This is a genomic window from Halomonas sp. I5-271120, from assembly GCF_030553075.1.
Taxonomy (GTDB): domain Bacteria; phylum Pseudomonadota; class Gammaproteobacteria; order Pseudomonadales; family Halomonadaceae; genus Onishia; species Onishia taeanensis_A.
On the sequence record NZ_CP130701.1, the window covers coordinates 3,207,364 to 3,229,698 of the forward strand.

Sequence of the window (22,335 nt, forward strand, 5' to 3'; positions counted from 1 at the left end):
CTCAGGTCTAACCAGCGTCAACATCCCCGGGGCATATTGCAGTAGGCCCGCACTCGCTGGTGGTGCGGAGAAGGCGGTAAGCCGCCATTCAACGTTGATCACGTAGGAACATCATGAGCGAAAGCTTTGCTGACTTGTTTGAACAGTCTCTCCAAGACATCAACATGGAGCCGGGCGCCATTGTCATGGCGACCGTCGTCGACATTGAAGGTGACTGGATCACCGTCAATGCCGGTCTGAAATCCGAAGGCCAGATCCCGTCCGCGCAGTTCCGCGACGAAAACGGTGAGCTGACCATCGGTGTGGGCGATGAAGTCAAGGTTGCACTTGAAGCCGTGGAAGATGGCTTCGGTGAGACCCGCCTGTCCCGCGAGAAGGCCAAGCGCGCCGAGGCGTGGAAAGAGCTGGAAGCAGCCTTCGAGAAAGATGAGATCGTCAAGGGCGTGATCAACGGTAAGGTCAAGGGCGGCTTCACTGTCGACGTGGCTTCCATCCGTGCCTTCCTGCCGGGCTCCCTGGTAGATGTGCGTCCGGTGCGCGATACCGCTCACCTCGAGCACAAAGAGCTGGACTTCAAGGTCATCAAGCTCGACCCGAAGCGCAACAACGTAGTGGTTTCTCGCCGTGCCGTACTGGAAGCCGAGAACAGCGCCGAGCGTGAAGCGCTGCTGGCCACCCTGCAGGAAGGCCAGCAGATCAAGGGTATCGTCAAGAACCTGACCGACTATGGTGCCTTCGTGGACCTGGGCGGCGTCGATGGCCTGCTGCACATCACCGACATGGCCTGGAAGCGCATCAAGCATCCGTCCGAGATCGTTGCCGTCGGCGACGAGATCAACGTCAAGGTGCTGAAGTTCGACCGCGAGCGTAACCGTGTGTCCCTGGGTCTCAAGCAGCTGGGCGAAGATCCCTGGGTCAACATCAAGGGTCGCTACCCGGAGAACACCAAGGTCAACGCACGCGTTACCAACCTCACCGACTACGGCTGCTTCGCCGAGCTGGAAGAAGGTGTCGAAGGCCTGGTCCACGTGTCCGAAATGGACTGGACCAACAAGAACATTCACCCGTCCAAGGTCGTCCAGGTTGGCGACGATGTCGAGGTGATGGTTCTGGATATCGACGAAGAACGTCGTCGTATTTCTCTGGGCATCAAGCAGTGCACCACTAACCCGTGGGAAGACTTCAGCGCTCGCTACAACAAGGGCGATCGCGTTGCTGGCAGCATCAAGTCCATCACCGACTTCGGCATCTTCATCGGCCTGGAAGGCGGTATCGACGGCCTGGTGCACCTGTCCGACATCTCTTGGTCCGAGACGGGCGAAGAAGCCGTGCGCAACTTCAAGAAGGGCGATGAGGCCGAGGCCGTCATCCTGTCCATCGATCCGGAGCGTGAGCGCATCTCTCTGGGCATCAAGCAGCTGGACAGCGATCCGGTCGCCGAGTACCTCGCCGTCAACGACAAGGGTACCGTTGTTACCGGTCGTGTCGTCGAAGTCGATGCCAAGGAAGCGCATGTTGAGCTGGCAACAGACGTCGTGGCCGTGCTCAAGGCTTCTGAGATCAGCGCCGATCGCGTTGAAGATGCGCGTAACGTCTTGAACGAAGGCGACAGCGTTGAAGCACGCATCGTGAGCGTGGATCGCAAGAGCCGCGTGATCAACTTGTCCGTCAAGGCCAAGGATCAGGACGACACCCGTAAAAACATGGGTCGTCTGCGTGAGCAAGAGTCCGAGTCTACGCCGACCACCATCGGTGATCTGATCAAGCAGCAGATGGGTCAGGACTAAGTCCTGCCCAGGCGTCTCGGCCTGCCGAGATGTCCTGAAGCTTGAACAAAAACGCCGCCCTCAGGGGCGGCGTTTTTTTGGTTCTGGCTTCCGGGTTCGGGGTGGTCATTTAATCTAGCCGCAAAGAACGTGAGTTTTCTCGTTCCGTCATTCAGTCGTTAAGTGCTGACTGGCGAAGCATTCAAGAACCAGTCCTTCATGGTCGTGGTGATCTGGCGCATTTCCTCATCGAGGGTGACATAGGCGGGCATGGTGTAGAGCCAGCGGCCGAAACTTCTTAGCCAGACGCCGCGGCTACGCGCGAAGTCCTGGGCGCCTTTGAGGCTTGCCGCGTCATGCACCTCGATCACCGCGGTGGCGCCGAGTACGCGCACATCCTCAACGGCAGGGTGTGCCTTGAGGTCGGCATCTTCGGCCAATTCCTTACGAAGAATCGCGTTCAGTGAGGCGATTTTGCCCAGATAGTCTTCCTCCTCGAAGACCGCCAGACTCTCCAGGGCCACGCGGCAGGCGAGAGGATTGCCCATGAAGGTGGGACCATGCATGAAGGCGTGGTTGGGGTCTTCACTGAGAAAAGCTGAGTAGACGGCATCTGTCGCCAGAGTCGCTGCGTGTCCCAGGTAGCCCCCGGTTAGTCCCTTGGAAAGCACCATGATGTCTGGTGTAACGTCGGCATGTTCGGCGGCAAACATCTTGCCGGTGCGCCCGAAGCCGGTAGCCACCTCGTCGAAGATCAACAGTACGCCGAACTCGTCGCATAATGCCCTTGCCGCCTGAACGTAATGGGGGGAGGTCATGTTAAGGCCACCTGCAGCTTGCAGTAGAGGCTCCATGAGCAGTCCGGCGATCTCATGGTGGTGCAACTCGAGTACCTCGCGCAGGGCCTTGATATCGGCTTCTACGGCTTCTCTCGGAGCGTCGAAGGCGGCGGTGGGGGCTGGCGCAAAATGGTGCCTCGGCAAGAAGCCGGAAAACAGGGAGTGCATGCCTTCCTCGGGGTCGCATACCGCCATGCAGCCCGTTGTGTCGCCATGGTAGGCCTTCATCAGTGACAGCATGCGGTGCTTGCCTGGGTGGCCGCGCTGCACCTGGTATTGCACGGCCATCTTCATGGCGACTTCCATTCCGACCGAGCCACTATCAGAGAAAAAGACATGATTGAGTCCTGGTGGTGTTATGCGCACCAGGGCGGCCGATAGTTGGTCGGCAGGTTCATGCGTCAGTCCACCGAGCATTACATGACAAAGGGCGTCGGCTTGCTGTTTGATGGCCGCAACGAGCCTGGGGTGTCCATAGCCATGAATCATGCACCACCACGAGCAGGTGGCATCAAGCAGTTGTTCGCCATTTTCCAGGGTGAAGTATGCCCCATCACCGCCTATTACCTTTAGGGCGGTAGGTTGAGTCTGCATCTGTGCATAGGGGTGCCAAAGTGCCTGGCTCATGTGATCCTCTTTGTTAACGTTGTGATATATTCTAGGTTAACAGATTCTTTCTCTATCGGTCATCCTTTCGGCGGCTATGTAAAAATGAGTAAAAAAATAAGCAATGGGAATGTGTTTGGTTTCTGATATTGTCGTTTAAAATAAAAACGATTAGACTTATGCGAGGTCGATTACATCCCGACTTTGCTGACCCGTTATCCCGTAGTGTCTACCAGAAGCAGATATAAGGAATTGCCATGTCCCTGCTCAACGATTACATGCAGAAAGAACAGATGCTCAAGCAGCTCACTGACGAGCTCCACAAGATGGAAAACGACAACCGTTTGAAGTCTGAGCTCGAGTTCAAAGAAAAGCTCGAAGCACTGATGAAAGAGTTCGGTAAAAGCGCCGCCGACGTCATCGAACTCGTCGACCCCAAGGCGGCTTCCCGTGCCGCAGCAGGCAAGCCGGAATCTTCCGGTGGTCGTCGCAAGCGCAAGCTGAAGATTTACAAGAACCCGAATACCGGTGAAGTCGTCGAGACCCGCGGCGGCAACCAGAAGACCCTCAAGGCTTGGAAAGACGAGTACGGCAACGATACCGTCGAGTCCTGGCTGGTTCGCGTGGAAGAGTGATTTAGCCTCTTGCTCGGACATCGCCCTCGGTTTTACCGGGGGCGATTTTTTTTGAAGATTAAATGTTCTTCATGAAAACTATCCGTGGTGTTTGCTAGGCCAGCTCTTCAGGAGTGTCGCCATGCAGCAACACTTGACTTGTGGCGCTATTATGTACTGCTGCTGGCTTTCTGTAGTGAAAAGGCGTTAATAGTTTCTGTCGCTGGAAATACCTGATCGATCGCCTCCTAGTCAGCCATCACCATCATTAACGTAATGCCGCTGGTTATGATGCTCATTTTTTCTGCATCGTTCCCGCGTGACGCTTGGTTTGTCAGAGGCGCCACAAGGTCCAATACTGATGGCCGTTCTGTGGGGAAATAGTGAAATAAGCTGTCGTCACGAGTCTGAGGAGACTTCAATCAGGAGGTAAGGTGTGGCATGGCCAAGGCGGCTACAAATGTATGCGCCGTAGCCTCAGAGAGCCGCTACCTATAAGTGAGGAAAGGAGTAAGTTGGCTGGGCTCGCGGACGGGGTGAGTTAATGCCACAGAGCCGATCGGTGGCTCTTTTCAAGTGCTTTTCAAGTGCTTTTCAAGTACTTTTCAAGTACTTTTCAGGCACCGCCTAGCGGTAACGGTAGATCCTAATGCTCGGTAGAAAGGGGGTATCCTCAAGGCGTTCGTCGCTTCTTTTGGCACGCGTACGCTTCTCCTGCGGGGTGGGCTGGGGCTGATTATGATCAGGCAGCCGACCATCGGTGCTGGGAATGAATAGCGGCAGTGCGACGTTCATGGCACGACGCTCGCGGCCGTCGGCTAGTGGTTCGGCAAAGAAGAGGTTGGCGCGCATCAGGGGAGCCTGCTTCTGGACCTGGGCCAGTGGCTCACTGTCAGGAATTCCGGCTAGGCGTTTGAGTTGAATACGAACATGAGGTGAGTCGGCGTCAAGTGCCAGCAACTTCTTCTCGGCTTCGCGGACGCTCAGTTTCTTGATCGAGCGACCACTCGAATACCAGGCCAGTCGCACGCGGGAGAGGGGGGCATTCGCCACCGGTATGGCGCGCCAGCATTGCTTGAGATGGAGTCTGGCGAGACCCTGGCCGGTGAGGTGTGCATGCAAGGCCGGGTGGCGAAACGGCAGTATCGCCTTGATCTCGGGGATAAGGTCGGCGGCATGCTCGCGAATCTTTGCCAGTATGCAGGCGAAGTCGTCTTTGGCTTCATTGACCTTTCCAACATGCTCGAGCATCCGCTGGTCGGCGGCAATCAGCCCGACATAGCTGCGGGTGGCGCGGCCATCCTGTCCGTCCTGATACCAGAAGTCGAGCAGTGCGGCTCTTAGCCAGTCGGCGTCGGGTGTAGTGTGGTGCAACGCCCAGGCGCCGACGCCTCTTTCACGGTTCTGCTCTCGGAAGTACTGCACCAACGTTTCGATGCGATTGATGATCGTGTCGAAGGCCGCTTCCAGCTCAGCCAGCAGGCGGTACTGTAGCGGCTGAAGGTCTTTCGCCTGATCCTTATGTTGGTCGTCCTGCATGGCGCTGATTCGTCATTCCTGGCCGCGCTCGGCGCGCATGATCATCTCATCGATCTCGGTCTCATCCATGGCGGGCTCGCCAGCAATGCGATGGGACTCATCGGCCCAAGCGCCCAAGTCGAGCAGCTTGCAACGCTTTGAGCAGAATGGCCGATGCAGGTTGTCCTCTACCCAGGCTACCGTTTTGCGACACTGTGGGCAGGCCACTTCTAGAGGGCGAGAAGCGTGTTCTTGGGTCATATGGGTCTCGTGCGGGTAAAGAGTTGCGTCAGCATGCCCAATCGTCGAAGCCAAGGCAATCCAGCTTGGCTGGGCTTTTCTCAGGGGGCGCTCTTAAGAGGTCTCGCGATGACGGCGATATAGGCGATCAAGTCTTGCAACCTGGTGCGCCAGATCATCGGTATCGCCGCTGTTGTCGATAACGTCATCGGCTTTGGCAAGCCGTTTCTGCCTGGGCATCTGTGCCGCGACTATCGCGCGAGCCTGCTCTTCATCAACGCTGTCGCGGCTGGCGGTTCGGCTGATTTGCAGGGCTTCGGGAATATCGATCACCAGGCAGCGGTCAACCAGACGATGCTGATCAGACTCGAATAACAGCGGGGACACCAGCAGGTGATAGGGGGCGTCCGTTGCCGCCATGCGCGCCAAGTGTGCTTCGAGGCGCTCCCGAATTCGCGGATGGGTGACCGACTCCAGCCATCGCCGCTCGGCTTCATCGCTGAAGACAATGCTACGCAGCGCACGGCGATCCAGGTGGCCATCGGCGGTTAGTACACCGGGGCCGAAGTGATCCACGATATCGGTAAGGGCGGGCTCGCCCGGTTCTACCACTTCGCGTGCCACATCATCGGCATCGACCCAGTCGATGCCGTGGGTCGCGAAGGCCCGTGCAACGGTCGACTTGCCCGAGCCGACGCCACCGGTAACGCCGATCGTAAGGCTCATGATATCAGGCCCTGATAGGCGGCCTGCAGCGGTGCGCCGGCTAGCAGGGCAATCCAGCCAGCCATGGCCAGGAAGGGGCCGAAGGGCATCGGAGCGCCACGCAGTCGTGGAATGATAATCTGAATGAGGATACCAATGATGGCGCCCACGCCAGCCGATAGTATCAGCACCATGGGCAGGGTCTGCCAGCCCAGCCAGGCCCCCAGCGCGGCCAGCAGTTTGAAGTCGCCATAGCCCATGCCTTCCTTGCCGGTGACGAGCTTGAATAGCCAGTAGAAGCTCCATAGCGAAAGATAGCCGGCCATGGCACCAATGACTGCCGAGGTAAGCATGAGTGGTTGAAACATCAACTGGTAGCCAAGCCCGACCCATAGCAGGGGGAGGGTGATGATGTCGGGCAGCAGCTGAGTGCGAAAGTCGATCACCGCTAGAGCGAGCAAGGCCAGGCAGGCGCCTATCAAAAAGAGGCTCTGAAGGCTCGCGCCGTGGATGGCGATGACGGCGACGACCAGCGCCATGCCGGCAATCTCAATCATGGGATATTGCAGGCTGATAGGTTGCTTGCAGCTCGCGCATTTTCCCCGCCGCTTCAGAAAGCCGAGCAGAGGGATATTGTCGTGCCAGCTGATAGGAGCATTACAGGCCGGACACTGCGAGGCTGGGGTCACCAGGTTGAAACTGGCCGGCGACTCTTCCTCCAGCTCCAGCGCCTCGCGGGCTTCTGCTCGCCAGCCTTGCATCAGCATCACAGGCAGCCGAGTGACCACGACGTTCAGGAAGCTGCCCAGGCATAGACCGAGGACAATGATCAGCGGCCAGAACAGGGTAGGGGGAAGATCGGCAAGCAAGGGGGGCTCCTAGGCTCTGCATTTTTAGGAAAAAAAGAGCATTATATCTTTTTAGGGCAGGCCCGTGGTGGCGACGGGCCTGCCATGGCTAGGTTAGATAACGCTGCCTAGCTCGAAGATTGGCAGATACATTGATACAACGAGGCCACCGACCAGAACGCCGAGTACGACGATAATGAACGGCTCGAGCAGCGAGGTAAGGGCATCGACCTTGTTGTCGACCTCCTCCTCGTAGTACTCCGCCACCCGGTTGAGCATCGCATCCAGCGAACCGGCTTCCTCGCCGATACCCACCATCTGTACGGCGAGCGCCGGAAATTGTTCCGTCAGACGCATGGCGAAGTGCAGCTGCTGCCCGGCTGAGACATCATCGCGCACCTGGAGTACGGCACGTTCGTATACCTTGTTGCCGGAGGCGCCAGCGGCAGTCTCGAGCGCCTCGACAAGCGGGACGCCGGCACCGAACGTGGTGGCGAGTGTGCTTGAGTATCGCGACACCGATGACTTGTCGAGAATGTCGCCGATCACCGGTATCTTTAGCGCCAGGGCATGCATCCGGTAGGTGAAGGCATCGGATCGTCTCATGCCCTGGCGAATCAGCATGATGCTCGCAACAATCAGTCCGATTCCCCAAAGCCAGTATTGCTGGGCGAATTCGGACATGGCGATGGTCATGCGTGTCATTGCCGGGAGCTCAGCACCAAAGCCCTGAAACAGGCTCTCGAACTGGGGGACCACCTTGATCAGCAGTAGTGCAGTCACGCCAATACCCACCGAAATGACGGCGACGGGGTAATAGAGCGCCTTCTTGACGCGCCCCTTGAGCGTTTCGATCTTCTCTTTGTAGCTGGCCACCTTCTCCAGCATATGGTCAAGAGAGCCTGACTGTTCACCTGCTTCGATCATGTTGGTAAACAGTCGATCGAAGTGTTTGGGATGCTTGCGCAGCGCGTCGGAAAAACTGGTGCCCGCCGAGACATCGTTCATCAGCTCCTGGACCAGGGCGCTCATGGTTGGATTCTTGAGGCTTTCCGCTACCACAGAGAAGGCCTGCAGCATGGGCACGCCCGCCTTGATCATGGTCGCCAGCTGGCGGGCGAAGATCATGATATCGCGTGACTTGATCTTGCTCATACCACTGCCAAGGCTGCTCTTGCGGCGTATGCTCTTGATGAGAATGTTCTGGCTATTGAGTTGCCGCTCGACCTCTTGCTTCTCTTTGGCAACGATCTCTCCTGAGACCCGCCGCCCGCCGGGGCCTTTGCCTGTCCATTTCCAACGTTGCAGCTTTGCTGGTTTTTTTTGCTTGGGCTGTCGCGCCATGGGCATTCCTCTAGAGTGATGATAGGCCCGTTTGGGTCATGATCGGCAACGATGCGGCGTGGGATCAGTCCCGAATAATGCGGTTGACCTCCTCAAGGCTGGTCATTCCTTGCATGACCTTGAGAAGGCCACTGCGGCGCAGATTCGGATGGCCTTCGCGGCGTGCTTGCTCGTCAAGCTCGAGGGCGTTGCCATTGCGCATAATCAGCTGACTGATGGTGTCGCTGATAGGCACGACTTCATAGATGCCGACGCGTCCCTTGTAGCCAAGCGTGCAATGTCGGCAGCCGACCGGGTGGTAGATGGTCGCCTGCTGGATTTCATCCTCATTGAAGCCTTCTTCTCGAAGCACTTCTGCCGGGAGGCTCACCGGTTCCTTGCAGTGCTTGCACAGGCGGCGCGCCAGACGCTGGGCGATGATCAGCGACACCGAACTTGCAATGTTGAACGATGCGATACCCATATTCGACAGGCGTGTCAGGGTCTCTGCGGCCGAGTTGGTGTGCACGGTGGATAGCACCAGGTGGCCGGTCTGCGAGGCCTTGACTGCGATCTCCGCCGTTTCCAGGTCGCGAATCTCGCCGACCATGACCACGTCCGGGTCCTGGCGCAGGAAGGCGCGAAGAGCGCTGGCGAAGGTCAGGCCAATCTTTGGAAGCACGTTGACCTGGTTGACGCCAGGTACCTTGATCTCTACGGGGTCCTCGGCGGTAGAAATGTTGCGCTCACCGGTGTTGATGATGTTGATGCCGGTATACAGCGATACCGTTTTACCGCTGCCGGTGGGGCCGGTGACCAGGATCATGCCTTGAGGCTCTGAGAGCGCCTGCTCGTACATCTTTCGCTGCGGTGGTGTGAAACCCAGTGAGTCGATGCCCATCTGGGCGGTGGTAGGGTCGAGGATGCGCAGCACCAACTTTTCGCCGAACACTGTCGGCAGAGAACTGACGCGGAAGTCGATCGAGCGTTGCTTGGAGAGTTTCAGCTTGACGGCGCCGTCCTGAGGCAGGCGGCGCTCGGAGATATCCAACCGTGACATGACTTTCAAGCGAGCAGCGATGCGGGTGCGCATGCCGAAGGGAGGGCGTGCAGCCTCGATCAGGATGCCATCGATGCGCATGCGAATTCGGTAGCTTGATTCGTAGGGTTCGAAGTGGATGTCCGAGGCCCCGCGCCGTATCGCGTCCAACAGTACCTTGTTGACGAACTTGACTACCGGTGCATCGTCGCTGCCAGCGGTAATGGCCTGGTCGTCTTCAGGATCGTATTCCTCGTACTCGAGCCCCTCCAGAGCATCGTCGGCGCCGTCCAGACCTTCGAACAACTCGGCATTTTCGTGATGGCTGAGGTAGCTCTCGAGCACTGGCCCCAGCTGATCCACCGGGGCCAGAATGCCCTCGACCTTCAGATTGGTGGCGAATTGCAGCTCGTCCAGCAAGGCAAGCGTCGACGGGTAGGGCACCGCCACGGTCAGGCGGTGCTCGGTGCGATACAGCGGCATCACGGTGAGCCGGCGCAGGATCTTTTCTGGCATTTCCTGGGGTGGCGGCAGGCTGGCTAGTCTAAGAGCGTCCAGGTCGATCAGCGGCAGTCCATACTCCCAGGCCGCCGACAGCGCCGTCTGACGCGCCGACACCAGGCCGTTCTCGACCACGTGGCGCATCAGCGAGACGTCTTCTTCTTCGGCTTCCTGCACGGCCCGCAGAGCGGCAGCTTCAGTCAGTTGGCCGTCAGCCACCAGGCGCAGCGCTAACCCCCGCAGCGATGAGGCTACGCCGGCATCCTTGGCTGGAAGGCCATGATTGGCTGCTCCCCGCGGCTGTGATTCCTGCATAGAGGCTCCTGAAACGATCGCTGCGTATATGGTAGCTGTCATTCTATCTGGTTAGGCAAGCGTTAGGCAGTGGTAGCGCCTGCTTGAGCCTTCGCCATGGCGGATCAACCTTCATCCGACCCGCATGGACGGCGTGGAGGTTCAGAATGGTCGAAAGCCGATCATTTCAGTGCCTTGCCGCTGTCATCTGTCTGGCTTAGTGTGATGCATAGAAAAGTATTGGTAGCAGCTAGCATTGAAGCTGATAGAGCATTAGCACACTCAGCATTGCTGATGTCACTCAACAGAATCGCTAGTACCATGCTGCTCAGCCAAGCAAGCCAGCCGACTGGCTCGTATGGATCGGTAACGTCGCCCTAACGGGCAGTCAAACAAGGGGATGAAACATGAAGAAACAAGGCATGAAACACATCAAGGGCATGCAGTCGGGGCAGGGCGGTTTTACCCTGATTGAGCTGCTGATCGTCGTGGCGATTATCGGCGTGTTGGCGGCGATTGCGATTCCGCAGTATCAGAACTATTTAACTCGTTCGGCCAACAGTGCATGTGAAAGCGATGCGAGAGCCTATGCAACTGCTGTTGCAGCGGAAAGGGCATCTGGTAATGAAGATCCAGCAGTGGATACAGTGTTTTCCGACGGTGGTGAGGCATGTTCTTCACTTGGTGTTGGTGCAAGCGATACGTCTGTTGTCGAAGCTTCTGCTGCAAGTCCAGGTGATGATACCTCAATCTCTGTAAATATCGGTATGGCCCAAGTTAGTACTTAACTCTAGTACTTTATTACACAGGAAAATAGGGCATAGGGCTCGGGGCTAACCCAGTTCTTCACTTAGAATGAATCAACCAACGGCCGGCAGAAATGCCGGCCGTTGGTGTTTTGTAGTCTTGATGTGTTTTTGTACAGAGTTCCCATTCACCTATTGTTGGCACCGGGTGCTGTGTTTGGAGACCTGATATGCCGGAAACGGGACTGCGCCGCTTGGCACGGGGTTGGTTACCTTTGGCCTTGTGCTTATGCCTTAACGCCGGGATGCTGTTGCCCTGGCAGCTAGGGTCGGTGGGCCTATTCGAAGCGCAACGTTGGGTCCAATGGTTAAGCCTTGCGCTGGCTGTGGGCCTTGCGGGCTTCCTACATCGGCAAGCCTTCTATTCGGTGATAGTCGAGCAAACCGCCACTCGTTGGCACCGTGCCGTGCTGCTGAGTAGCGGTCTGCTGATTGTGTTTGCTCTATGGCGAGCCCCCTATAGTGGGCTCGCGCTTCTGGATTTGGCCTATTTGATGTTGCTGGGGATAGTGGCCGTAATCGTCACGATATCGGCCAGGCATTGGCCGCGGCTGGGGTGGGCACTGCTGGGCGGGCTATTGGCGCTCTTGATGCTGATCTATGCCTTCCTGGCCATCGACCATATCTCTCTGGTGTGGGACTTTGCCAATCGCCATGACTTCGGGCCAGGCTTCGACAACGTGCGTTTCTTCGCCGATGTGGCAGTGGGTGTGATGCCGCTAGCGCTACTCTATGTTTTGGCGCGCCCGAGGCCATCACGGGTAGCAGCGTCGCTGTGCTTGGCTCCGCTGACGGTCTGGTGGTGGCTGTTGTGGGTCTCCGAAAGCCGGGCGGCGCTGCTGGGACTCGTCGTGGGTGCACTCTGCGCGCTCTGGCTATTCGGGCGTGCCGCGCGTTGGCCGGCGACGCTGCTAGGCGTTTCCGGTGTTCTGGGGCTAGTGGGCTGGTGGATCCTAAATCCCATCGGCGGCGCTGGAGCTGAAGATGTCTTCGTGCGCGATATCACCTCCAGCAGTGGGCGCCTTGCGCTATGGGCTGACGCGTTGCGCTATGCCTTCGAGCACTTTCCCGTGGGCATTGGTCCCATGGGCTTTGCCGGCGATGGCAATCTGCGCGGCGCCCACGCCCATAACTTCTTCCTGAACACCGCGGCGGAGTGGGGCCTGACGCTGGCGCTGCTGTTGATGGCGCTGCTGCTCTTCGGCTGCCGAGTGATCATTCGCCGGGCGCGGGCCATGCCCGATCAGGATAAGCCCGTGTTCGCTTGTCTTGTGATGGCCTTCGTGGGCGTGATGGTCAATGCCCAGTTCGCCGGTTCGCATATTATCCCGCTTAGTGCACTGGTGATGGTGCTGGTGGTTGGCCTTGTGTTTGGCTATCGCTCCGCTGAAGAGCTGCCACCCTCTGCGCCTGCGTTCCCGGTACCTCTTGGAGCCACCCTGCTCTGGGCGGCGCTGATGCTGATGCTGGCGTATCTGCTCTATGCAGGGCTGGAACTCTACTGGCTCTCCGTTGATTCCACGCGGGTCTGCTTTCAGGAACAGGGGCGCATTTACCTCTACCCGCGTTTCTGGGCTCAAGGGCGGCTGGAGTGTATGCAGATGGTTGAGCCAGATAATTGGTTGTTCTGGTGAAGACTAATTCCGGATTCAGAGATAGGCCCATTGGTCTCGAGCTCCAAATAGCAGCGCTATTGAAATGTGCTCGAGCCGTCGGCGGATTTTTCTAAGTCCTTCGATGTACATCTTCAGCGGTTTCTCTATTTCGGTGTTATACGCAGCCGTGTATTCAGTGGGCTTGCGATTTATTCGATACTTCTTCTGGACTTAAGATTAAAAGCCTATGTGCTTAGAAAGTTATTGCTCCAAAACGCCGTTGCCACTCTTTTTGGAACCGAGTTGCCATGGGATATATGGTTCAGTGAAATAAATCGCTGTGCCGGTTTCTGTGTGACCTGCGGCGCAACTGCGGTGGTTATTCTATAAGCCCAAGTGTGTGAATTGAGGCTCAATACGCCACTACCCGATCTCGCCCACCGGCCTTGGCGCGATACAGCGCTTCGTCGGCACGGGCGTAGAGTACATCGAAGTCATAGTCTTCCTGGCCGTGGGTGGTAGTCAGGCCGAGGCTGACGGTGAGGCGAATGATGTCTTCGTTGTGCAGGACCACCATGTTGTCGATCCCCTGGTGAAGCCTCTCGCAGAGCTCGTAAGCGCCTTGACTATTGGTGTCCGGCATCAGCAGGCAGAATTCCTCGCCACCGATACGTGCGGCTACATCGGACTCCCGCACCAGTTGTTTCAGCGTTCTGGCCAGCTGTTGCAGCACCTTGTCGCCGAAGGGATGACCGTACTGATCATTGATGCGCTTGAAGTGATCAATATCGATGATGGCCAGGCTGATCGAGGCGCCACTGCGCCTCCCAAGCGCTAAAGTGTGCCTGGCCTTGGCCATGGCGGCGCGGCGATTCTCCAGGCCGGTCAGTTCATCCGTGACCGAGAGCTGCTCGAGCGCACTTTGTTGGCCAAGAATTTTCTCGATGGCCACAAGAAGGCCCAGGATGACCACCAGCACCAGGGCGCCCAGGGCGATGATGATCTGTGTCATCACCGACATGATGTGCTGCTGCTCGGTGGCGCCCCGCATCATCAACGTATGCAACTCGCTATAGATGTAGGCCAGACTGTTGTCGATATCTTCCGTCAGGTCGTGCAGAGCGTTGAGCTGATGGGGGTGCTCAAGCACATCCTGTGCGATGGCGGTTGCCTGCTGAAGCAGGGTATCCAGGTGAGCAAACTCCGCGATGATGTGCCGGGTATCTTGCGTCGTCAGTTGGCTACGCTGCAGGTACTGTTCGATGGTCATCTGGCGGCTATTGATAATCCAGAGAGCCTGGAGCAATTGCTGTTGGTGCAGGGGATGAGGGTGGTCCAGCAAGTTGAGGCTTGATTGGCGCAGCGCCTCACCATCGTGCTGTGCCCGCACGATTTCGCTGGAAAAGGCGATGTAGTCGGCATCCAGCTGTTTTTGGGCATAGCTGGCATAGAACGTGATGGCAATCACCGCCAACCCCACCAACACGAGGAAGCCCACCCAGACCAGCAGTCGTCGATGCGAGAACCCCAGGGCGTGCCGGGCCTTGATGGTCGCCATGGCGTTCAGCTCGCGTTGATCGTCGCCAGCGACCAGATCCACTTGTCGAAGGGCTCCTGCCCCTCGAGTACGGCGTCTTCATCGGCTGGCACCACCAGCATCAAGGGCCCGCGCTGGCTCTGAGGGATCGGTGCGCCGTCGAAGCGGGTGACGAGCAGGTAGTCCTTTTCCTTCCGCTGCGCTTGTTTGAGGAAGATGGAGTAGTTGTCGACGGCAATCAGGCGTAGCCGTGCGGCATCGCCCAGCGCATAGGCGGCGAGCAAGTCTTCCAGCAGTACGCCACTGTAGACGCCCGCCGGCCCCTCCGGGTGCTGCAGTGTTGCCTCATGCAAGGGCAGGCGCTCGATGTCGGAAAGCGACAGCTGCTCTCGGTGATCGGCGGCCTGAAGGGTGAGGATCGGCGTGGTGTCCTGGGAAGGAGCGAGCACGCTTGGGGTTAGCTCGGCGGCCTGCAAACAGGTGCTGAGCAGCAGTCCCGTCAGCAGGCCCGCCCCCCAGCGCGCCTTGCGGGTAGAGCATCCGCCTGTCTCTTGAGGCGTCGCTTCTGGTGTGGCCATTGGAACGATCCAGGACAGGAGCTCGCTGAACATCATCATGATTTTCCCTGCGTTGCCGCCGCCGTGCGTCTAACCAGCTGATGCCGATGGCTTATGTTTTTATAGGAAGCGGTGACCATCTATGTGGGGCCCTTAAATGTGGGGCGGGCCGAGCAGGCATCGCCGCTTTGTTACCAAGGGTAACTTTAGACGAGGGACATGCATGTGTGAACAGGAAAAAGACCGCGCTGACGCTTTCATGAGCCATATCAATGTGTGACTCGCGTCAGCATCACTGATGGCCATTCAGTACATGGCCTGCTCTTCGCCGACGACTTCCTTGAGCAGCTCCAGGTAGAGCTTGTCGGCCTCCGAGTGTTCGCTGGGATCTTCGGGGATATGCACGCTGGTGGTGTCGGAGATGTCGTTGGCGATGCGGGCCATGATCTTGGCATCCGACCCTTCCGCCAGGTGCTGGCGCGCGACCACCAGGGATTGCTCGAGGATCTGTGGATCCTGCAGCAGTTTCTTGATGAATCCGCGTAGCTCGTTGATCACGCGTGTTTTCTGGATTTCGGATGCGGACATGGGCGGCTCCTCTCAATGGCAAAATCTTGATATCAAAACGTACCGGGCAAGGCGGCTGCCACGGTGATGGCGAGACCATAGCATATCGGCTGTGGTGTCGGTGAGCCCGGCCGCGCCGGAGGGTGGACTGCCATGCAGGTTGTCCACCAGTAACGGTGTTTACCTTCACTTTATTGTGACATCGCATGGCATGAATAATTGGGTAATATCTCCTCATCATTGCTGAGCCTTATACTGCGTGAGTTTGGCGGTTGCTCAGCAAAAATTGTGGCAGGCTCTCCATTAGAGTCTAATAGAAGTTGGCACTGTCACTTGCAGCCGGTGGCGAGCCCTGACCAGGAGCGCCCAGGCCGATGAACGGACGATATTCCATGACAAACCTCTCCGCCCCAGTTTTCCTCTGGCCGTTGTCGCGCTCTCACCGCTCCGCCTCGCGCTGGCTTGCTGGCTCACTGCTGGCCGCATCGATAGTGCAGGCCGCCCCCATTCTGGCTCAAGAAGCTCCAGCGGGCAGTATGACCCTCACTGAGGCCGTCCGTCAGGCTGTTAATGGCAATCCTGAGGTGCAGGTTGCCTGGCATGCCTTCCAGGCTTCACGAAATGAAGTCGACGTGGCGCGTGGGGGCTATTTCCCCAGTGTGGATGCCAGTGCGGGCATTGGTCGCGAAGCGGTGTCCGGTGACGGTGAAGGAAGCTATAGCACCGATTTCGTCGAACTGACCCTGACACAGATGCTGTATGACGGCTTCTCGACACAGAATGACGTGGCGCGCCTCGACCAGGCCAAGCAGGTACGCTTTTTTGAGCTGCTTGATGTTAGTGAGGGGGTGGCGTTTGACGTCTTCCGTGCCTACGAGGACGTGCGCCGCTATCGTGAGCTGGTGTCGCTGGCACAGGATAACTATGCCAAGCACCTACGTGTCTATCGCCAAATCGAGGAGCGCGTGACGTCAGGCTCAGGCCGGCGGGTCGATCTGGAACAGATCAGCGGTCGTCTGTCACTGGCAGAATCTAACCTGATGACCGAGGCGGCTAACCTGCACGACGTCAGTGCCCGTTTCCAGCGGCTGGTGGGAGAAATCCCTTCGTCTACGTTGGCACCGCCTCCAGCGTTGGGTCAGGCGTTGCCAGCCTCATTGCAGAATGCTCTGAACATGGCTTACCAGGGCAACCCAGGTTTTCATGCCGCCATCAAGAATATCGAGGCGACGCGTAATGAGCTGGCCGGAACGCGCTCGGCCTTCCAGCCGCGGCTCGAGTTTCGCGCGCGGACGGGGCGTGACAACGAACGGTCGGGCGTGGCCCGTCTCGATGGCAGTTCTGCTGAGCTGGTGGCCAGCATGAATCTGTACCGAGGCGGCAGCGATCAGGCGCGCTTCCGTCAGATCAGCGACGAGGTCGAACGCAGCATCAGCCTGCGCGAACAGGAGTGCGTTGGCCTTCGCCAGACCACGTCGATCGCCTATCAGTCTGCCCGGCGGCTCGAAGAGCAACAGCGCTATCTGAACCAGCACCGGCAGCATATCGACCGGGTGCGTGGCGCCTATCAGCAGCAGTTCGATATTGGCCAGCGGACTCTGCTGGACGTCCTGGATAGCGAAAACGAGTACTTCGATGCCAGCCGTGCCTATGCCAATGCCCTCTATGATCAGCGCATTGCCGAAGCGGAGACCCTGGCCGCCATGGGGGCGCTGCTCACTCAGCTCGAGGTGCGCCGTGAGGGGTTGCCATCTCTTGGTGAAATCGGCAGCGAGGGCTTCATGGTCGACGCCGAGACGATCTGCCCGGCACAAGGGCCGGCAAGCCTTACGCTTGATGACCTGACGGCCGGCCTCGATATTCCCAAGGCCGCTTCGCCGGATATCGTGCTCTCGGCGGATGCGCTGTTCGCGCCTGGAAGCGCCGAGCTGTCTGCCCAGGCGAGGGAAGAACTTGCGGGCCTGGCAGCGGAGCTCAAGGCCCGCAACGATCTGGCCCGCGTCGTCATTGCTGGCCATGCCGACAGTTCCGGCAGCGACGCCATCAATGAGCCGCTGTCGCAAGCGAGAGCCGATCAGGTGGCCGGTTACCTGGCGACCCGCGGTGTAGATAGAGAGCTGCTGGTGGCGCGCGGCTTCGGTTCTCGCCAGCCGGTGGCGACGAATGATACGGCCGAGGGGCGGCGCGCGAACCGCCGTGTCGAGATCACATTTGAGACGTTGGACTTCGGCTTCGATGCCTCGACGATGCGCCCGGGGTCACTTTCCGCTGCCTACGGCGACTCCCTTGGAGCGGCCTCTACCATGCCGGAGGCTGATGCCCAATCCACTTATCTCCAAGTGGCGGCACTGAGCGCTGCGGATCGGGCACGGGCCCTCAAGGAGGAGCTGACGGTGCGTCTTGCCAGTGAGCTGCGGGTACTCAGTGACGGCGACCTGCATCGCGTTCAGGTAGGCCCGGTGGCCTTGAAGGAGCTCCCTTCGCTTCAGGCTCGTCTGCAAGCATTGGGTTACACCGGGGCCTTTGTCGTGCAACCGGAACAGCCAAGCTGAATGCACCCGGCCGTGAGGCGACATCTCGAGCCAGCACGCCATGCCCATCTGGCGAGAGTTTGGCTCGCGTTTTCTTATTGTTTGAATCGTCGAGGTTCCATTGACCAGTGATGCCAAAAAGGCCAAGGACGCCTCCCGCGAGCTTCCTGCTCAAGACGCGCCGCCTCCCCAGGACGACCTGCTGGCATGCCTGCAGGTGGTGGCTCGGGCTCATGACCGGGAAACCAATCCAGAAACGCTGACGGCGGGTCTGCCGCTGGAAGAGGGGCGCCTCACGCCCTCGGTGTTCGCGCGCGCCGCCAAGCGCGCCGGCCTATCGACGCGCCATACGCGATGTCGGCTGGTCCAGCTGAACCCGTCACTGTTCCCGGTAGTGCTGCTCCTCGAGCCAATGCGTGCTTGTGTGCTGCTGTCGTTGAACGTCACTGAGCGTCAAGCCAAGGTGATTTTTCCTGAACTTGGCGAGTCGGCGGTCGATGTGTCGCTGGATGAGCTGCAGGCTCGCTACAGTGGCCGCGCCCTCTATGCTCGCCCGGCCTTTCGGTTTGATGCTCAGAGCCCGCAGCGCGGCGCTACCCGACACGGCCACTGGTTCTGGGATGTGATTCGTGAGAATCGTCGCGTCTATCGTGATGTTCTGATTGGTTCGGCGATGATCAACCTCTTCGCCATTGCCATGCCGCTGTTTGTGATGAACGTCTATGATCGCGTGGTTCCGAACCACGCTGCCGAGACACTCTGGGTGTTGGCGATCGGGATCTTCGTGGTGCTGTGTTTTGATCTGGCCCTGCGTCTGATGCGCAATGCCTTCGTGGATCTCGCTGCCAGTCGCGCCGACGTCAAGCTCTCCTCGTCGATCATGTCGAAGGTTCTAGGTATGCGGATGGAGGGGAAACCCGCCTCTACGGGCTCTTTCGCCTCGACGCTGCAGTCCTTCGAATCCGTGCGTGCTTTCATCGGTTCCGCGACGGTGGTAGGGCTGGTGGATCTGCCGTTTGTGCTGCTGTTCGTCACCATCATCGCCTTGATCGGTGTGCCCTTGGTCATCCCGATCCTGGTCGGCATCGTTTTCGTGCTGCTTTATGGTTTGGCCGCTCAGCGTCGGTTGCATGAGCTCTCGGCAACGACCTGGCGTGCCAGTGCGCAACGCAATGCCACCCTGATCGAGTCGCTTGGCAACCTGGAAACCGTGAAAGCACTGCGTGCTGAGGGGCGTATCCAGGCTATCTGGGAAAGGTCTACGGCCTTTCTATCACGCACTTCGGCTCAGCTTCGGTTGACTGCTTCCTCGGTGACCAGCGTGGCAATGTGGACGCAACATACGGTGGCGGTGGCGGTGATCGTGGTCGGCGTCTACCTGATCATCGCGGGAGATCTCACCCAGGGTGGCCTGATCGCTGCGTATCTGCTGTCGTCCCGGGCCATGGCGCCGATCAGTCAGTCGGCGGGGCTGCTGGCGCAATATCACCAGGCATCGACATCTCTTGCGTCATTGAATGAGGTCATGGCCCAGCCAACCGAACGTGCTGACCATCAGCAATGGGTATCGCGTCCGCTGATCCGTGGCGATATCGAATTCTCGCGGGTGTCGTTGCGTTACCCGAACGAGCAGCGTGAGTCGTTGCGTGAGGTATCGCTCAAGTTAGCGGCGGGGGAAAAGCTGGCCTTGCTGGGCCGGGTCGGGTCGGGCAAGTCGACCTTGAATAAGCTACTGCTCGGACTCTACCGGCCCACTGCGGGTGCGGTGACAATCGATGGCGTGGATATTCGCCAGTTCGATCCTCTGGAATTGCGTCGGCACATTGGCTATGTGCCTCAGGATGTCAGCCTGTTCTTTGGTTCTCTGCGCGACAACGTGATCGCCGGTGGCGGAAGTGACGGCGTGAGTGATGAGACCTTGCATTGGGCCATCGACGTCGCGGGGCTCAAGGAGTTCGTCAACAGTCACCCGGAAGGGCTGGATATGCCGGTTGGCGAACGGGGTGAGCGGCTTTCCGGTGGGCAGCGTCAGGCGGTGGCAATTGCCCGTGCGCTGGTGCACGACCCCCAGATTCTTCTGCTCGATGAGCCGAGCAGCGCCATGGACCATGCAAGCGAAGAAGCCTTCAAGAAGCGTCTGTCGGCGCTTGCCAAGGCCAAGACGGTCATCGTGGTGACGCACCGCACCTCGTTGCTGTCCCTGGTGGGCCGGGTGGCCGTGGTCGATGGCGGCAAGATAGTGGCCGACGGGCCGCGGGATCAGGTCGTCGAGGCGCTGCGCAATGGCAAGATCGGGAGGGCAGCACGATGAGCCGGAAGGATGAATCCGCCCGTCATGCAGAGCAGAAAGGCTTCGAGGCCATCGGTCATGTATCGGCCCAGGGGGGTAAGGTGCTGCGCCCGTTGATTGATCGCCTCTTCGCCAAGCGTGTGTCTGCTGCTCACTTGGACCGAGACTGGGCTACGGATGCCGATTGGGCGCGCATTCAGCAAGAGCCCCTGCGTGCTCGGGCGCTGCTTTACGGCATGGTGCTGGCGATAGTGAGTCTGATGGTATGGGCCTATTTTGCAGAACTCGACGAGGTCAGCCGCGGCACTGGGCGTGTGATTCCTTCCTCCCAACTACAGCGCGTGCAGTCGTTCGACGGCGGGGTGGTCAATGCGATTTTGGTTGAGGAAGGCGAGAAGGTCGAGGCCGGCCAGCTATTGATGCGCATCGACCCGACCCGTTTCATTTCGACGTTTCGTGAAAATCGCGCTCGAGCGCAGGCTTTGCAGGCTCGGGCCGCGCGGCTACGTGCACTGGCAACGGGCAACGATTTCGATCCACCCGAGGCATTGCGTGCCGAGGCTCCCGAGCTCGTTGCCCAGGAGTCAGCGCTCTACGCCAGCGGCCTGTCGGCGCTTGCCGAGCAGCAGGGCGTGCTGCAGGAACGGCTCAGTCAGCGCCAGGCTGAATTCGCCGAAGCCCAGTCGCGGCTTGCCACGGCGAATCGTGAGCTCAGTCTGGCTTCACGGGAGCTGACGCTGACGCGCCCGTTGCTTAACTCCGGTGCCGTGTCAGAGGTAGAGGTGCTGCGTCTGGAGCGGGAAGTTTCTCGCGTCAGGGGTGATCGAAACCAGGCCCAGTCTCAGGTGGCGCGACTCGAGTCCGCCACAGAAGAAGCGCGGGCCCAGCTTCGGGAGGCGCAGGCGGAAAAACGTAGCGAATGGCGCAATCAGCTATCCGAAACGCTTTCCGAGCTTTCTACGCTCGATGAGTCCAGCACCGGGCTCGAGGATCGCGTGCGGCTGGCGGAGATTCGCTCGCCGGTCGATGGCATCGTGCAGCGCATGACCATCACGACGATCGGCGGTGTCGCGCAGCCTGGCCAGGACGTGGTCGAGATCGTGCCAAGCGACGATCAGTTGCTGGTCGAGGCGCGTATCGCCCCGCAGGATATTGCCTTTCTGCGGCCAGGCCAGCCGGCCACCATCAAGCTCACGGCCTACGATTTCGCGGTCTATGGCGGTGTGCCGGCCGAGCTCGAGCATATCAGCGCTGACACCATTACCGATGAAGAAGGTAATACCTTCTATCTGGTGCGGGTCAAGACACAGACCGATGCGCTTAATACGGGCCTCGACATCATTCCTGGCATGACCGCTGAAGTGGATATTCTCACCGGAAAGCGCACGGTCATGGAATACCTGCTCAAACCCCTGCTGCGCGCCCAGCAGAACGCCTTGACGGAGCGCTGAGTCGATGATGAAACACTGGATCCTTTTATCGTCTGATCAGGTGCCGATGCGCTGGCGCGAGGCTTTTCCCGAGGGGCGCGCCGGTGATGAGTCCGCTGTGCATGATGACCGGGAGGGGCCATGCCATGTATGGGTGCCGAGCCAGCTGCCGGACTGGGAGGAAGCGGTGGCACGGCTCGCCGCGGGTGGTGCCGTGGTCTGCGTGCTGACGCTGCAACCGCAAAGCAGCGAGGCGCTCCGCGCCCTGGCGGCCGGGGCGCGAGGATATGCCCACCTGTTATCGCCCGCGGAGTTGCTCAAGCAGGTAGACTTGGTGACCGAGCATCAGGGTATCTGGATGGGTAGCGAGCTGTTGTCTCAGGTCGTCGGGTCCAGCTTCCGGGCCCTTGGGGGGCGTGATGGTGTTCAGGCCGAGCGGTTGGAGCGGTTAACCGAGCGTGAGCGTGCGGTTGCTATGGCTGTGGCCGAAGGCCATAGCAACAAGGAGGTGGCCAAGCAACTCGAGATCACCCCCCGGACTGTAAAGGCGCACTTGGGTGCCGTCTTTCGCAAGCTCGAAGTTCGTGACCGGATGCAGTTGGTTCTCATGCTCTCTCGCCAGGCACTCTCCACTCCCCAGCACTAGTCTTCGCCTACTGTACTATCGGTACAGTATCCCTTGCGTCGTTCACGCCGTAGCCTGACTGGCATAAGCCATATTTCTGCCTT

18 protein-coding genes are annotated in these 22,335 nt (G+C 59.0%); 8 read left to right on the forward strand and 10 right to left on the reverse strand.

The window, feature by feature from the left end; genetic code table 11:
- The first annotated feature begins 113 nt into the window (after positions 1–113).
- A complete protein-coding gene (gene rpsA, locus Q2K57_RS14425; RefSeq protein WP_304525498.1) occupies positions 114–1,787 on the forward strand; it encodes a 30S ribosomal protein S1 in 1,674 nt (557 codons plus the stop codon).
- Between the two features lie 158 nt (positions 1,788–1,945).
- Here the strand turns inward: rpsA and bioA are convergent, their stop codons facing one another.
- Positions 1,946–3,232: an adenosylmethionine--8-amino-7-oxononanoate transaminase gene (gene bioA / locus Q2K57_RS14430; protein WP_304525499.1), complete on the reverse strand. Its 1,287-nt coding sequence runs from the start codon at positions 3,230–3,232 to the stop codon at positions 1,946–1,948.
- A 236-nt stretch (positions 3,233–3,468) separates the two neighbouring features.
- On the opposite strand from bioA, the gene Q2K57_RS14435 reads away from it, so the two are divergent.
- Positions 3,469–3,846, forward strand: a complete 378-nt coding sequence (locus tag Q2K57_RS14435; RefSeq protein WP_112055798.1) for a histone-like nucleoid-structuring protein, MvaT/MvaU family — start codon at positions 3,469–3,471, stop codon at positions 3,844–3,846.
- Positions 3,847–4,452: 606 nt separating this feature from the next.
- On the opposite strand, the gene Q2K57_RS14440 is transcribed toward Q2K57_RS14435, so the two are convergent.
- The 6 genes from Q2K57_RS14440 to pilB form a co-directional block, all read right to left on the reverse strand.
- Positions 4,453–5,364, reverse strand: coding sequence for a DNA replication terminus site-binding protein (locus Q2K57_RS14440; RefSeq protein ID WP_304525500.1), 912 nt, complete (start codon positions 5,362–5,364; stop codon positions 4,453–4,455).
- A gap of 12 nt (positions 5,365–5,376) precedes the next feature.
- Positions 5,377–5,604, reverse strand: a complete 228-nt coding sequence (gene yacG, locus Q2K57_RS14445) for a DNA gyrase inhibitor YacG (RefSeq protein ID WP_112055800.1) — start codon at positions 5,602–5,604, stop codon at positions 5,377–5,379.
- Between the two features lie 93 nt (positions 5,605–5,697).
- Positions 5,698–6,309 carry a dephospho-CoA kinase gene (gene coaE / locus Q2K57_RS14450; protein ID WP_304525501.1) on the reverse strand — a complete coding sequence of 204 codons (612 nt, stop codon included), beginning with the start codon at positions 6,307–6,309 and terminating at the stop codon, positions 5,698–5,700.
- Positions 6,306–7,157, reverse strand: a complete 852-nt coding sequence (locus tag Q2K57_RS14455; RefSeq protein ID WP_304525502.1) for an A24 family peptidase — start codon at positions 7,155–7,157, stop codon at positions 6,306–6,308. The genes coaE and Q2K57_RS14455 overlap by 4 nt, the downstream gene beginning before the upstream one ends.
- Positions 7,158–7,250: 93 nt before the next feature.
- A complete protein-coding gene (locus tag Q2K57_RS14460) occupies positions 7,251–8,486 on the reverse strand; it encodes a type II secretion system F family protein (RefSeq protein WP_369700270.1) in 1,236 nt (411 codons plus the stop codon).
- Between the two features lie 58 nt (positions 8,487–8,544).
- Complete coding sequence (pilB, locus tag Q2K57_RS14465) at positions 8,545–10,314, reverse strand: type IV-A pilus assembly ATPase PilB (protein ID WP_304525504.1); 1,770 nt, start codon at positions 10,312–10,314, stop codon at positions 8,545–8,547.
- Between the two features lie 386 nt (positions 10,315–10,700).
- Here pilB and Q2K57_RS18375 point away from each other — a divergent pair, with 386 nt between their 5' ends.
- Positions 10,701–11,081, forward strand: a complete 381-nt coding sequence (locus Q2K57_RS18375; protein ID WP_369700271.1) for a prepilin-type N-terminal cleavage/methylation domain-containing protein — start codon at positions 10,701–10,703, stop codon at positions 11,079–11,081.
- A gap of 386 nt (positions 11,082–11,467) precedes the next feature.
- Positions 11,468–12,733, forward strand: a complete 1,266-nt coding sequence (locus Q2K57_RS14475) for an O-antigen ligase (protein ID WP_304525505.1) — start codon at positions 11,468–11,470, stop codon at positions 12,731–12,733.
- A gap of 373 nt (positions 12,734–13,106) precedes the next feature.
- On the opposite strand, the gene Q2K57_RS14480 is transcribed toward Q2K57_RS14475, so the two are convergent.
- The 3 genes from Q2K57_RS14480 to Q2K57_RS14490 all read right to left on the reverse strand — a co-directional run bounded on the left by Q2K57_RS14480 (position 13,107) and on the right by Q2K57_RS14490 (position 15,376).
- Positions 13,107–14,294 (reverse strand): GGDEF domain-containing protein, encoded by a 1,188-nt coding sequence (locus tag Q2K57_RS14480; protein ID WP_304525506.1) that lies wholly within the window; start codon positions 14,292–14,294, stop codon positions 13,107–13,109.
- Entirely contained in the window at positions 14,258–14,848 is a 591-nt protein-coding gene (locus Q2K57_RS14485) for a hypothetical protein (protein ID WP_304525507.1), read from the reverse strand. Before Q2K57_RS14485 ends, Q2K57_RS14480 begins: the two co-directional genes overlap by 37 nt.
- Positions 14,849–15,094: 246 nt before the next feature.
- Positions 15,095–15,376 carry a hypothetical protein gene (locus tag Q2K57_RS14490; protein ID WP_112055808.1) on the reverse strand — a complete coding sequence of 94 codons (282 nt, stop codon included), beginning with the start codon at positions 15,374–15,376 and terminating at the stop codon, positions 15,095–15,097.
- A gap of 371 nt (positions 15,377–15,747) precedes the next feature.
- Between Q2K57_RS14490 and Q2K57_RS14495 the strand changes: the two genes are divergently transcribed.
- From Q2K57_RS14495 to Q2K57_RS14510, 4 genes are all read left to right on the forward strand, one after another.
- Positions 15,748–17,907, forward strand: coding sequence for a TolC family outer membrane protein (locus tag Q2K57_RS14495; RefSeq protein ID WP_304525508.1), 2,160 nt, complete (start codon positions 15,748–15,750; stop codon positions 17,905–17,907).
- A gap of 100 nt (positions 17,908–18,007) precedes the next feature.
- Positions 18,008–20,197, forward strand: coding sequence for a type I secretion system permease/ATPase (locus Q2K57_RS14500; RefSeq protein WP_369700272.1), 2,190 nt, complete (start codon positions 18,008–18,010; stop codon positions 20,195–20,197).
- Positions 20,194–21,627, forward strand: coding sequence for an HlyD family type I secretion periplasmic adaptor subunit (locus Q2K57_RS14505; RefSeq protein ID WP_304525509.1), 1,434 nt, complete (start codon positions 20,194–20,196; stop codon positions 21,625–21,627). Before Q2K57_RS14500 ends, Q2K57_RS14505 begins: the two co-directional genes overlap by 4 nt.
- 4 nt (positions 21,628–21,631) lie before the next feature.
- Complete coding sequence (locus Q2K57_RS14510; protein WP_304525510.1) at positions 21,632–22,252, forward strand: response regulator transcription factor; 621 nt, start codon at positions 21,632–21,634, stop codon at positions 22,250–22,252.
- Positions 22,253–22,335 lie beyond the last annotated feature (83 nt).